The 13,534-nt window shown below is 63.0% G+C and carries 10 protein-coding genes and 1 pseudogene; 9 read left to right on the plus strand and 2 right to left on the minus strand.

What is annotated here, in order from left to right; all coding sequences use genetic code 11:
- Together C5F46_RS16930 and C5F46_RS16485 are read left to right on the plus strand one after the other, a co-directional pair.
- Nucleotides 1-974: pseudogene (locus tag C5F46_RS16930) on the plus strand (hypothetical protein); the annotation flags it as partial.
- A gap of 549 nt (nt 975-1,523) precedes the next feature.
- Complete coding sequence (locus C5F46_RS16485) at nt 1,524-2,432, plus strand: DUF6602 domain-containing protein (protein WP_133618620.1); 909 nt, start codon at nt 1,524-1,526, stop codon at nt 2,430-2,432.
- A gap of 172 nt (nt 2,433-2,604) precedes the next feature.
- On the opposite strand, the gene C5F46_RS14460 is transcribed toward C5F46_RS16485, so the two are convergent.
- Together C5F46_RS14460 and C5F46_RS16745 are read right to left on the minus strand one after the other, a co-directional pair.
- A complete protein-coding gene (locus C5F46_RS14460) occupies nt 2,605-3,261 on the minus strand; it encodes a DNA-binding protein (RefSeq protein ID WP_168796906.1) in 657 nt (218 codons plus the stop codon).
- Between the two features lie 238 nt (nt 3,262-3,499).
- The gene (locus tag C5F46_RS16745; RefSeq protein WP_181317763.1) at nt 3,500-3,640 is read right to left on the minus strand and encodes a hypothetical protein; all 141 of its coding nucleotides are present in this window, start codon (nt 3,638-3,640) and stop codon (nt 3,500-3,502) included.
- 164 nt (nt 3,641-3,804) lie between these two features.
- On the opposite strand from C5F46_RS16745, the gene C5F46_RS14465 reads away from it, so the two are divergent.
- The 7 genes from C5F46_RS14465 to C5F46_RS14495 all read left to right on the plus strand — a co-directional run bounded on the left by C5F46_RS14465 (nt 3,805) and on the right by C5F46_RS14495 (nt 13,519).
- Nucleotides 3,805-4,767, plus strand: coding sequence for a hypothetical protein (locus C5F46_RS14465; protein ID WP_107326043.1), 963 nt, complete (start codon nt 3,805-3,807; stop codon nt 4,765-4,767).
- Between the two features lie 77 nt (nt 4,768-4,844).
- Nucleotides 4,845-5,402, plus strand: a complete 558-nt coding sequence (locus C5F46_RS14470; RefSeq protein WP_107326044.1) for a PDDEXK-like family protein — start codon at nt 4,845-4,847, stop codon at nt 5,400-5,402.
- A gap of 100 nt (nt 5,403-5,502) precedes the next feature.
- Nucleotides 5,503-7,932: an AAA family ATPase gene (locus tag C5F46_RS14475; protein ID WP_107326045.1), complete on the plus strand. Its 2,430-nt coding sequence runs from the start codon at nt 5,503-5,505 to the stop codon at nt 7,930-7,932.
- Between the two features lie 583 nt (nt 7,933-8,515).
- Entirely contained in the window at nt 8,516-9,325 is an 810-nt protein-coding gene (locus tag C5F46_RS16750; protein ID WP_181317762.1) for a hypothetical protein, read from the plus strand.
- Nucleotides 9,326-9,790: 465 nt separating this feature from the next.
- The gene (locus tag C5F46_RS14485; RefSeq protein ID WP_107326046.1) at nt 9,791-11,503 is read left to right on the plus strand and encodes a recombinase family protein; all 1,713 of its coding nucleotides are present in this window, start codon (nt 9,791-9,793) and stop codon (nt 11,501-11,503) included.
- Nucleotides 11,504-11,862: 359 nt separating this feature from the next.
- On the plus strand, nt 11,863-12,930 hold the full coding sequence (locus C5F46_RS14490; RefSeq protein WP_107326047.1) for a DUF262 domain-containing protein: 1,068 nt from the start codon (nt 11,863-11,865) through the stop codon (nt 12,928-12,930).
- Complete coding sequence (locus C5F46_RS14495; RefSeq protein WP_107326048.1) at nt 12,914-13,519, plus strand: hypothetical protein; 606 nt, start codon at nt 12,914-12,916, stop codon at nt 13,517-13,519. The genes C5F46_RS14490 and C5F46_RS14495 overlap by 17 nt, the downstream gene beginning before the upstream one ends.
- Nucleotides 13,520-13,534 lie beyond the last annotated feature (15 nt).

The raw sequence follows: 13,534 nt of genomic DNA on the forward strand, positions 1-13,534 counted from the left end.
TGTTTGTCATGTCCGGCGCCGATGAAGATGCTGTCGTGCTGGATCAGAGATACCGAGACCTCGCCTCCATGGTGGGCCTCCCAGAGGACGTGCTTAAAGCTTTGTCCGACTCGCTTGCCGACGCCCCAGATGACATGGCAAGCACGGTGGCCGGGATCTGCGAGTGGATGTTCTCATGGATGGACGCCCATCCGGGCCACCTTTTCCGAATGATTAAGCCCTCGACTTTCGAAAATCTCTTTGGGAAGACCTACGGAGACTTGGCATCGGATGAAGAGAAAGCGAGGTACGCGGTCCCCAAGCTGAAGGCGACTCTGCGACAATGGATGGATGGCGCGCCACTGAAAGAATTCCAGCAGACGATATCGCCGAATGGGGCTTCGGCGGAGTTCTCGCCTGACGCACGCAAGTTTGTTATTCGCATGATCCCCGACTTGGCGCACGTGATGGGTTTGCCTTCTCGTATGATGCAGATATTCACGCCAGGAGGATCTGATCCGAATACGGTGGAGGGTGCGGGCCCTCTCCTCCTCGCTCATGTCTGCGTTCGACGAGGGCTTCGAGATGCAGAGATGGCAGCATTTTCGATGTCTGGGGGAGCATTGCCTCGAAGGGCGACCCATCGGGCGTTTGAGGGGGTGCGCCCGCATGTGGCAGCAGCCGAAAGCGGCGAGACGCTCGAAAATCTTAAGGAAAGGGTTCGTGCGGGGAGGGAAGGACCTCAAACAGGCAATAGAGGCGTTCTCGAGTACTGGCCTGGGTCCGTTCGACAACCCACATTTGTGACAGCAAGACACAGAGAGCGCCGAGCAGGCGCTGCGAACGACCGATTTCCGCCCCTTGCGAAGGCGACGCAGCTTCGACGTGTACGGCCCAGAGCGGCCCCTGGTGGCAGCGCGCAGAAATACGAGTGTTATCTGGGAAGCAGCCGCCCGCAAGTAGTGCAGCCTCTTCCACTTAACGTGGTTAACTGACATGCTCGCTCAGCGGATGGCCGCAATTTTTCGGAGATTGAAATTTGGTTAATCGGATCGAGAAGATCGAAGAAGGCGTAGTTACGAAAACGGCCGTCCGCTTCCGTCGAAATGGCGGGGAGTTCTTCGAATGCTTCGAGCCGGGAGAAACGAGAAACCCAATCTGGCTTTCGACACTGGACGAAGTCGCCACGTTCCTACGCGCTGAGCCAGATAGGCGGGTTCGAATGCAGCCCGGAAGTGCAATGATCTCGCGGCACATACACATAGATGGCGAGCCGCTGTAAGCCTTCAAGAGCTCTTACCAAGCTATGCACCCGCATTGGCTCAAGCCGCCACTCGAGCGCGACGCACCAAAGTCGAGAGCGCCGTGCGCGCCACTTACTTTCGTTAGCTATACGTCGCTATTACAGATTGGGGACAGCTTGTATTTTCGGCAGACCCAAAGGAACCAGGCTCGTTGGAGAGCTGTGCAGGTCACTGTGAACCGTCGCGATGGAGTTGGGGTACATGAAATGCTAAGATCGGCGAAACTGGAGTAAAAAACGAGTGAGCAGCATAGCTGAATTTTACGAACTGGAAGCTACGAAGATCGTAGCGGATGGAAAAAAGATCGCCCTCTTTACCAAGCACCCTGGAACGCTCGGAGCGTTTCGTGAAGCGCGGCTCCAGCAATATCTTTCTGAACACGTTGGCGGAGCACTTACAGTTTCAAGTGGCTTCATTGCGCAGCACGATCCTGAAGGTGACGAAATTCATGATGTTTCATCTCGCCAAATCGATGGCTTGATTTACGAATCAGGCTCTGCGCCTCTGCTCAAGGCTAAAGACTTTGTTGTTGTCGAGCCCGCCTCCGTGGCAGCAGTAATCGAAGTCAAAAGCGACCTCACGCTTAGCAAGCTACGAAAAATACCAGCAGATGCGAAAGAAACTTTCTCTGACCAGAAAGGAAAGTACATTTGGGATGGCACCCTAGTGACCGCACTGATTAACGTTTTACAGTCAGTGCGTACTCTACGTGCATCGGGCGTCCCACGAGGCCATTTCTTCGCTGGAATTATCAGCTACAGTGCATCCTCTATCGATCAGTTCACCACGGCAATGAAGAGCGGTGAGCTACCGAAGCAGCTCGATGTGAGCGATATTGACGATCTACCTGACGAAATCTGCGTTTTCCAAGGAAAGTGGTTCGGGTTTTCCGCATACAAATGGACAGAAGCACCGCACTACGATTTCTCAGACGAATCTGACCCAACTTGTTCATTTCTTCTTGAAAGCGATGGCCAACCCCTTGGCGGTTCACTTCAGCTTTTCACTGCCAACCTGACGCATGTGCTCTTCGTTGCCCGGGGCGGACAGTCGCACAAGGTGGGCGGGCTGCGATCAGGCAAAGGGTTCCATGGCACAGTTGAGAACCACAAACTCTCTATCGCTTCACCTAGGCAGCATGACGTATGATCAAGTCAAGGACATGCGACGATAGACGATTTTTCAGAGGCTAAGCATCCTGACTTCTTACCGTCAGAGGAAGCATGGCGACGGTCGAACTCAGCGACATGCTGCGGGTGCAATGCCGCAAGGTCACAGGCTGCTTTCCGCCCCTTGCGACTACTGGCCCACGAGGTTGCGTTCACCCTGCTGCGCCCGCCTCACCCGGTTTGGCCCTTCCGGTCCGGGCCGATTTCGCCGAGCTTTTCTCGGCGGTCCTCTCTTTCAGGATCTCGACCAGACGCGCCTCAGCCCGGTCGGCGCGCGCCTCCGCTTTCGCCAACGTGGTGGCAAGGAATTCACACTTTTCGCGAACTGCCTCCAGGGCGGCCGCAGCTTTGGCCCGTTCGGAGGCGGACTGGCGCTGGTCCGCCTCGAGTGCATCAACCCTTGTTGACAGCTGGTCGCGCTGTTCGATAGCGGCGTCGCGCTCAGCCTCAACCTTGCCGAGATGCGCGACCAGTTCGCCCTGCTGTTGCTCCGACTCCAGCCGCAGCTCCCGCAACTCGCGGCGCAGCGCGTCCGTCGCGGTCTGCGCTTCTTCGGTGGCGTCACGCCATATGCGTGTCGCCAGTTCGCGCACCTGCTCCATGACGGGTTCAGGGATCTCGATCTCCTCACGGGCCACTCGGTCCTTCTGATCCTCGCGCCAGGCCCGCAGCAGCGGCACGAGGGTCGACATGGATCCTCCCCCCACCAGCTGGAGGACGCCCGCGTTGGTCACTGGCCTACCTTGTGCGAGGAGTTCGGTGGCGGCACGCGCGACGGCGGCGGGCGTGATGATGGGCGTGCGGGGCATGGGGGTCACCTTTTTCAGTCGTAGTGTATCATACGTAATGTATGTATTGCGGGATTCAATGGTCTTTGGCGGAGAGTAACCCCGGCCAGGCTCCGACGGTATCGGCCCGGTCAAAAGCAACAGGGCGCCTACCGACACTTCAGGGGTGCGGAGAGCCATAAAGGCCATGCCGTTGGTGCGGCCGGATCAGCCTGCGACACATCGTTATTATCTCCCAACGGCAGTCGGGTCATGCGGATCAGTCGCTCGAGGCGTCCTTCGAGTGCGAGGCATCCAGCCCAAGCCCGATGAGCACCCTGATCGCTTCATTCTCTGAAGCAAGGCGCTTCTCGAAGCGGAAGTCCGATATCCGCTTCGCCTGATCTTCCGTCAGGTTCACCAACTTTTTTACAGGGAATACGGTGTCTTTGCTCATACACCAAAAATAACGCATATGCTCCATATTGACAATGGGGCATATACCGCATATGTTCGATATGCGAGCGAGGCAGGCGCTACCAACACCTGCCCGCTCTGACCGCTAGACCCTGTATGGAGGCTCCAATGGCTAAGCATATCGATACCACCGTTCCCCCGTTCACTGAACCCCCGACGGGTGGCCTGCGCGCGATGTTCGCGCAGTTCACGGCCCTCGTCGGGTCGCTGGTCAAGTTGACCGACGCCGAGCGTGACCTCGACGGTTACGACGGTCAGGACCCGGCCCTTTCCGCTTACACCGGCGCTGTGGATGCGGCCCGTGATCGGGTGCTCGCCCATTGCGCTGTGCTCCTCTTGGGCGAGAGGGTCAGCGATATGGACCGGGGTCTCCAGATGGTGACCCAGATGGTCCGCACGGCCGTCACGACGGACAAGGCCGCCGAGGTTGCGCTGATCCGGAACCTGTGTGAGATGCGTGAGCAGACGGTGCTCTTCCGGATCTACAATCCCGGCAAGCCCGGATACGACGCGGTGATGGACAAGGCCCTCGACGCCCTCTCGGCCTATGCCGCGGGACCGGGTGACTCGCGCGGCCTTGGGCTTTCGGGCGAAGTCTCGGTGGCGCACAGCGCGATGTCCCTGCACTTCAACCGCCTCCTCGGCGCGATGGAACACTTGATCCATGCGGAACAGGCAATCCAGCGGCGGGTTGCCGCGGATGTCCTCTGCCCACGGTTCGGCACCGCGATGAACGGGGCGGAAGCTGCGCTAACGGCGATGCAGGACCGGATCCTGTGCGTCCTGGCTGCGGACCTCACACGAGACGAGGACCGCAGGCTGTGGGAACTGGGGTTCGCCCTGCGCAGTCTGCTCGATCGGGCAGCGGATGAGACACAGCAGGGTTTCTTCGATCTGCTGATGCACTACCAGGAGTTTTTCATGGTGTCAGGTGGCAGTGCGGTCACGCGCCGGACGCGCGAGATGCAGGCCCGCTACTTCCAGCTCCTCCAGCAGATGATGAAGCTGGACGACTTCGGCGGCCCTGGGCCGGGCGGCGATGGCGCCTTCGGGCCGGACCTGGCGGCCTGAGCGCTCTGGTTCCGCGCGCCGTTTCGAGGGGGCCCGGCCCCCTCGAACTTCCCTGATCATAGAGACGGAGCCTCACCATGCAGCTCTCCTTCCCCGACGTCGTTTTGCCCCTCAGGCCTGCCGAGACCCGGGACGCCCGTGCCGCGCTCGCCACCTATCCGGACATGACGACTTCCAACCTGTGTCGCTACGCCAAGCACCTTGGCAATAGCGCAGAACTCTTAGTGGATTCGGTCTTCATGAGACTCGGTGAACGGGCATTCCCGGTGCCTGAGCACGAACGCCACGATCGCCTGCTCGTGCTCCCCGACGACACGCTTGTTCGCGTACAAGTCAAGGCGCGCCATACGCTGACCGGTGGCGACTATGTTTTCAACCTGAAGCAACGGAGCGAGCGCGGCGCGACCGGACGCGGCCCGTACGAGGTTCAGGATTTCGACATCCTCGCCCTCGTGGTGCTGCCTGAAGCGGCCGTGCGTTTCACGGCGGACTGGCAATCCCGGCATGTCATCCACCTGTCCGAGATCCCGGTGCTGCGCCGAAATCCACGCGCGTCGCTGGACGAAGCCCTGGCGCGCCTCGGCCATGCCGACGCGATCCCAGGCGGATCGAACCGTCTCGATCTCGCCGCCTGACCGGACACGGCGTCACCCGCGTTCCCCCACCAGACCAACTCTCGGCCCGCCGTCTCGGCGGACCGGTACCCCTTTTTCTTATTCAGCCCGGAGGCTTCCCATGACGCAGCCCATCCTTTTCACCCAGACCTCGACGCCCGCGCCCGACTGGCGCGCCTTTGCCGCCGCGCTCCGGGCGAGCCTTCTCACGCCGACCGTGTCCTGGGCGGCCATGGCCGTCCCCGCCGCGCCTGCCAAGGGGACCGAAGCGCTGACCTCGGCCGAGACGGCAACCGGAGAGACCGCCGGGTCTGACGACACAGACAGCATCACGGGGGCGACGGCCGCCACGGGTGCAGATGGGTCCGGAACGGCGGTTGAAGCCCCGGCCGCCTGGAGCCTCGACGACATTCTGGACTGGGTCGAGAAGGAGTCCTCCGGCCAGCCCTTCAACACGGAGGCCACGGCACACAGCCCGACGTCCAGCTCTGCCCCCCTCTATCGTCTGCGCCCCGCTGCGGCGATGGCGGTCTTCCGCCTGGCGCGGACCTTCGGCACGGTCGCGGCGATGCAGGCGGCGCTGGCCGTGCCGGGTCGCGCGAGCCTCCTCGTCACGGGCACGCCCGCGCTGGACGAGACGATGTTTTCCCTTCTGGAGCATGTCGTCAAATGCCGGGAGTTCTGGCCCGGGCATCTGCCCGATCCCCGGATCATGACCGTGGAGGGCGCGATCAAGACCAGCCAGGACCGGCGCGGGGATCCCCTCGCCCAGCTGGCGTCCAGCCTGCGCGCCGCGCTGGAAGCCCGCCGTCCGATTATCCTTGTCGCCGCCGCCGGGGGCTTAATCCCGAAGGCGGTCCAGGCGCTGGACCCGGTCCTCATCCCGGTCGCACCCCTCGACCGTGTGGTCCTACTCGAGCTTCTCGCGGAAGCCTATCCCGGCGCCGGCGTCACGGAGGACAGCCTCGCAGCCATGCCCGCCCTCACCGCCCTCGGCCCGGACGACCTCCTCGTCGCGCTGCGTTGGCCCGAGCCGGCGCAAGCCGTCACCGCATTGGTCACCCGGCTGACCCCCCAGGAGGCGGACGGCCCGGGTCTCGCGGACTTCCCCTTGCCGCAGAACGTGCGGAGACCGCTCGAGCAGATGATCGAGGACCTGCGCGCCTGGAAAGCCGGCGAGATCCCGTGGCGCGACGTATCGAGGGGGATTCTCCTCGCGGGCTCCCCGGGCACGGGCAAAACTGCCCTCGCACGCCTCGTCGCGCGCGAGGCGGGTATCGGGGTGATCGCCGGGTCGGTCGCCACCTGGCAGGCGCAGGGCGAACGGTCGAGCGGGCTTGTCAGAGCGATGAAGGAGAGTTTCGCGAAAGCCGCGGCCGAAGCACCCTGCGTGGTATTCATTGACGAGGTTGACGCCTTCGGGAACCGGGAGCGCCGGGACCACAATGCGTCATGGACGGAGTATGTGGTCGCGGCCCTACTCGAGTGTCTGGACGGCTACGCCCAGTTGGAAGGTGTCGTGCCCATGGCCGCCACGAACAACCTGGAGCGGATCGACGCCGCGATCAGGCGCCCCGGTCGCTTCGACCGGGTACTCCATCTGGGCAATCCGACGCCGGACCTCCTGCCCGCTGCCATCCGTTTTCAGGCCCACCCGGACCTCGCCGATGTCGACCTGACCGGGCTCGCCGCGCAAGCGGTCGGCCTGAGCGGGGCCGACATCGCGGGCCTCGTCCGCGCTGCCCGGGCCAAGGCTCGGCGGGCGCGCCGCGCGCTCCATGTCAACGACCTCTCCGCCGCCCTGGCCGAGATCCGCCCGCCGATGCCGGATGCCTTGCGCTGGCAGGTTGCCGTGCACGAGGCCGGCCACGCCGTCGTCGCGGCCGCGACCGGCATCGCCAGGCCCCGACTTCTCGCCCTGCAAGGCAACGGCGGGGTCACCCATGCCACGCGCCTCATGATCGGCCAGCGCCGCTCCGAGATGGAGGCGCAGTTGGCTCTTGACCTTGGTGGGCGTGCCGGCGAGATCGCTGTGTTCTCGGAGCCCTCCGGCGGGGCAGGCGGGGACGCCGAGTCGGACCTCGGGCGCGCGACGCTGCTCGCGGTCGCGCTGGAGGCATCGCTCGGTCTTGGCGACAGCCTTGTCTGGGAGGGCAGCCCCCAGGCAATCCTGGAGCGCCTGGCCCTCGACGCCGACCTGCGCGCCCGGGTCGAGATCCACCTGCGCCGGGCCGAGGCCCGCGCCTTGCGCATCGTGGCCGCCAACCAACCGCTGCTGGAGGAGATGGCCGGCGTGCTGTCCCGGTCCGGGATGCTGAGCGGGCCCGAGCTGGACGCGCTCCTCGCCCGTGTGACGCCTGAGGCTGCGATGGCGACGCCTGCCGCACAGCCCCACCTGGGCGCCGGGCCGGTCGAGAACCGGATCGGCAAGACCGGAATAAGTCAACCGGCCCATCGCGCCGGACGCGCTCCGCTCGACCCGATGCCTTCGCCAGACCGGGCCGACAACATCGATGCAGGTCCCGACCTCAATCGGCGCTTCGCGGCCTGATCCGCGCAGGCAACGGTGTGTCCGGTCCGGGAGGACCGGGCGTACCGACCGAAGCCCCCAATCATCTTCCCGCCGACCCTATACATAAGGAGTGCACTCATGCCTCGGACATCTTTCGTCCAGACGCGGCTACCCCGGCCGGACCTGAACGGCCGCCCCCGCCAACAGCGTCGGCATCCGGCGTATCGCCAGGCGCGGATTTCGGGCCCGGGGCTCCGGTTTCCCGGCGGTTGTCGCGACCTGCTCCGGGCGCCCCTTGCGCCGAGACCCTATCGGCGTGTCCGGTGACCCGCTCCGGAACAATCTGACGCCGCACGCCCTGACCGCGCTCGAAGGACGGCGCCACTTCTGCATTTTCTGGTTTCGGGCCCAAGGACCCAGGACCGAGAAGCGAACGCACCGCCGCCCCACCCTTACCCAAAGAACCAGACAAGGCGCCGCAGGCACCCCGCCCGCGCCGTGGTGCGGGCGGCCCCGAATTCTTTTCTCTTCTCGAACCCAATGACCAAAAAACCAAACCTCCCCAAACCCCACCCAACCAAAAAACCAAACACAGCGCCGCAGGCACACCGCTCGCGCCCTGGTGCGGGCGGCCCCGGATCAGGGACAGGCCGGAGAAGAGTCGTGTCACACAACTGGTCTTGCCACGGCCGAAGGCACCTGCGCCCGGGGGCGCCTGCACTTTCGGCTTCTCAGCCCCGTCAGCGCCGAGGTCAGCGCCGAGGTCAGCGCCGAGGTCAGCGCCGAGGTCAGCGCCGAGGTCAGCGCCGAGGTCAGCGCCGAGGTCAGCGCCGAGGTCAGCGCCGAGGTCAGCGCCGAGGTCAGCGCCGAGGTCAGCGCCGAGGTCAGCGCCGAGGTCAGCGCCGAGGCTGTTTGGTCGGATGTGGTGGGGCGTCAAGTACCGTCCCGAGTACGCTATCCACATGTTTCGGGCGCGGCGGGCGGCGGCGATGTGGCGCGTGCCCCTCGTTCGACCTATCTTTCCGGTCAGGCGCAGAAGGCGTCATCGGCAGCAGAACGCTTGGTTTTCACCAAAGCGGAGGCCAGGATGGCCAAGGACCTCACCACGGGCTCGAAGAGGAGCGGCGGCAAATCGAAGCAAAGCGGCGCATCCTTCAGGGCCAAGCATCGCGTTTACAGCGCGGCCTCGGCGGATCGCAAAAAGGCGACGGGGCTGATCCGCGTTTCGGTCTGGGTGCCGGTCTGGGCCGTGGATCTCTTGAAGCGTTTCGCCAAGCGCCTGTGCGAGGGTCACAGGTCCGACGAGACTGAATGCGACCAGACTATAGAAAGGCAGATCACCGCAAACTCTGTCGTTTCGGCGATGTCGCGGAAGGCGCGGAAGCGCGCACGGCCCGATGACGGCCAGTTGGATCTTTTCGGGCCCGCGTAAGCCGGCCCGAAGCATCCCCCGGCCGCGGTTGTCCACATAAACGTTTCGGCTGGCCTTGTTCGGTTCGGGACGGACGGGGCTGATCCGGAGTAATCTTTCCTCACGGGCCCTGTGGCCTGTGGGGCAGAAGCCCCGAGGCTCTTGATCTTGAACGCGCCCAGAACCGGGCGCGGGAAGGACGGGACAACGATGGATGACACGGAAGGGACCTGCGCAGACGCAGCATGAGCCGGGCTTGGCCCGGACGGAAGTGAACGAAGGCGGGACCGGGCGCGCGTTGCGCCCAGCCCAGAAGACGAAGGCCCCCGGGGTTGAGGCAAAGACGCCCGAGCATGCGCATGAGCATGAAGCGCTGGGAACGAGAGCGCCGCTGCCCCCGCCGCACCCGGCGCTGGTTGAGTTGGTGCGGCTGCTGGCGCGGGCGGATGCGCGGCGGGCGCGGCCGGAAGAGAGAGGGACGCGGGGATGAGAGAGAAGACGGGCCTGCGCGCGGCGATCTATGCGCGGTATTCGACGGACAACCAGTCGTCGGCCTCGGTGGCGGACCAGATCCGCATTTGCCGCAGGCTCTGCGAGGAGCAGGGCTGGACGGTCACCGGGGTCTTCTCGGACGAGGCGATGAGCGGGTTTCAGCACCTCCGGCCCGATTACATGCGGATGCAGACCTTCGTCGTGAACGGGGGCTGCGACGTGCTGGTCGCGGAGAGCTATGATCGACTGATGCGGGACAGCGAACATGCGGCGGGCCTCTTCAAGCGGATGACCTATCGCGACATCCCGATCTACACGAAGTCGGAAGGCTGGATCACCGAGATGCACGTGGGCCTGTCGTCGACCTTTTCGGCAATGTACCGGCGTCAGGTGGCCGAGAAGACGCACCGAGGCCTAGAAGGCCGGGTGAAGCAGGGCAAGTCGGCGGGCGGGATCAGCTACGGCTACCGGCTGGACCGCCAGCCCCTGCCCGACGGAACCCATACCACTGGGGACCGGGTGATCGACCCGGTCGAGGCGGCAGTCGTGCGGCGGATTTTCACGGAATATGGTCGGGGGCTGAGCGCACGGTCGATCGCCATCGGGCTGAACAAGGACGGCATCGCCCCGCCTCGTTCGGGCGGGAAGGGTTCCGGGACCTGGAGCTTCTCGACGATTTCGGGGAACTGGCAGCGCGGGACGGGGATCCTCAACAATGACCTGTACCGGGGTCGCCTGGTCTGGAACCGGCAGCATTTCATCAAGGATCCGGACAGCGGCAAACGGCAGGCTCGGATGAACCCCGCCTCCGACTGGATCACCGAAGAGGTCCCGCACCTGCGGATCATCGACGATGCCTTGTGGACCCGGGTCAAACAGCGGCAAGGCGCGATCCGGGAGGATATCCTGACGGAACGGGCGGAAGACCCCGGCGCGCCGAAGATCGAACGCGGCCACCGCCCGCGCTACCTGCTGTCGGGCCTTCTCACCTGCGGCTGCTGCGGGGCCGGTTACATCATGATCAGCGACACGCGCTATGGCTGCTCGGCCGCCCGGAACAGGGGGACCTGCACGAACAAGAAGACGATCGCCCGCAGGGATGTGGAGACCCGCGTCCTGAACGGGCTGCAAAGCCGCCTGATGCACCCGGACCTGATCCGCGAGTACATCACGACCTGGCAACTGGAGATGCAGGCGGAGCGGCGGGAGACCCTGGCCGCCCGGGGCGAGCAGGAACGGCGCCTCGCGAAGGTGCTGCGCGATATCGAGAACATCGTGACTGCAATCACCGAAGGGATGTTTCACCCGAGCATGAAGGCGAAGATGGACGCGCTGGAAGCGGAACGGGCTGACTTGGAGACGAAGCTCACCGCGATGCCTGAACCGGAACCGGTCGCCATCCACCCCGGCCTCGCCCAGACCTACGGACGCAAGGTCGCGGATCTCGCCGCAGCCCTGAACGATCCCGAGGCGCGCCCGGAAGCGGCGGAGCTGCTGCGGGGGCTGATCGAGAGCGTGACGCTGACGCCGGACACGGATGCGCCGAACGGGCACGTGATCGAACTCCGGGGGGAACTGGGTGCGATTTTGTCGTTGTGTGGCGAGGGGTTGGTCACAAAAGCAAACGCCCGCCGGGTTGCGGCGGGCTTGAGGCAAGTGACTGTGGTTGCGGGGGCAGGATTTGAACCTGCGGCCTTCAGGTTATGAGCCGATACCGACCGCCATTGACGCTCCTATAGAAATCAAGCACTTACGGCCCAAGCCACTGATACAACAAAGATATTCTCCGTTTCCAGTCGGATTTCCGCGTGTCTCGAAGACGCTCAGCCCATTCAAAACTGCGCTCATGGGTTGACCAGACGTTGACCAGAAGCGGTCGATGATCATCTCACACTTATCACGCAATGGGCGGAGAGCGGTCTGAAGCACGCGCCGCGCCTCACCTACAGGATCTAACGACAGCGGACGTTCACGTTCGGCACGTCATCGAGCCTAGCCTCGAGCTGAAATAGCGGCCATAACAGTATGCAAATTGAAGACCCCCGCACTTCGGGCAAGGGATAGCAATGCCAAGCATACCGCAGACCTACACGGTTTCTGACTTCATCGAATGGCAGGCCAAGAAGCAGCTGGTCTTGGCTCCTGAGTTTCAGCGGGGTTCCGTCTGGAGCCCCTCTGCAAAGGTGTTTCTCATTGACACCATCCTGAATGACCTACCCATGCCGCAGGTATATTTCCGAACAAAGCTGAACCCACAGTCGCAGACAGCCGTGAGAGAAGTCGTTGACGGTCAGCAGCGGCTGCGCGCGATCTTGGAGTTTGCATCAGGCAATCTCAGGCTGTCCTCGAAGTCCCCCAACTTCAAAGGCAAGACGTATCGAGAGCTGTCGGTCGAGGATCAGGAGCAGTTTCTCGCGTATCGCATTCCAGTGGTTCAGCTGGTGAATGCCGACGATGCGCAGGTTCTTGAGGTCTTCGCTCGCCTCAACTCTTACAGCGTGAAGGTGACGCCGGCGGAGTTGCGGCACGCTGAGTTCTCTGAGCCGGTGAAGTGGGCCATATATGAAGCAGCGCGCCAATGGTCAGTCCTTTGGGGGGATTTGAAGGTAGTCTCCACCCGGGACACCGTTCGACTTAAGCACACGACGCTGATCGCCGAAATGTTTATTGCTTTGGATCGGGGCCTCGGAGATGGGGGCGAGACCCAGATTACACGCTATTACAAGGCAAAGAGTAGCGAGGACGATGATTACTTCGTCTCCTTCCGGGAACACTTGGATGAAGTCGTCGCCGAAATCCTCGAACGCACAAGAGCTGATTTTGCCGAGTCGACCTTTTTTGATGCTCCGAATTTCCTGATCCTATTTGCTGCGGTAGCGTTCTTGAAAGGCTATTTGCCCGCGTCGAAGGTCTCGGATGGCGTGAATGAGTTTGCTGGGCGCGGAGTGAACTGGGATAAGGCTTCTGTAAATCTCGCGGCCTTGGCACAAGCTTTCGATGACGGTTCCGAAGAACAGGGGCCATATTTTCAGTTTGTGTCAGCGACCAAGAGCACGACACACCGTATTTCCTCTCGGAAAGTCCGTTTTGAATCTGTTGTCAGGGCGATCGCAGCTGATGTTGCTGGCACGTAGGATACCTCGTCTCTACGGCCGTCTCGACCATCTTTCCGGTATCATCGCAGCGGTCGACGCGACGGCAACCAGAACCTCTGAGCAGATATTCGCTGCGGAGAAGGCACTCATCCAGATTCAGATTGAGTGGGAGCATTTCGTCCGGGGCCTTATCTTGGACAGCGCCACAGGCCAGTTTGAAAATGGCTCCGGTCCAATCATTTCGAGAAGTCATCCTGGCTTGCGTTCGAGGGAAGCGGTTGCTCACAGGCTAATTGGGACCTATCGCAATCGGCAGTTTGAGCCGGACTGGTATCTGCCTGCACAGGCAATTGACGCTTCTATGCGCCTTGACGTTTCGAACTTTTCGCAGATCGCGGCCGAGCTCGGGGTCACGCCATGGCCCATCGACGAACTTCGGCATGTCCGAAACTTCATTGCGCACAAGTCCAAGAGATCGGCGCTCAGCGTCCGGGGAACGGGCATTGTTGGCGCGTACGCCAACATCGACGTGCTTGATGCCGCGCTTCAATACGGCCCAGGCGGCACCAAGCGTTATATCGAGTGGATCAACTTTTCGAAGGGCGCGGCGGCGCGTCTGGTGGCATGACAATCTTGAACGGTG

This window comes from Phaeovulum veldkampii DSM 11550 (assembly GCF_003034995.1).
In the GTDB taxonomy this organism is placed as follows: Bacteria; Pseudomonadota; Alphaproteobacteria; order Rhodobacterales; family Rhodobacteraceae; genus Phaeovulum; species Phaeovulum veldkampii.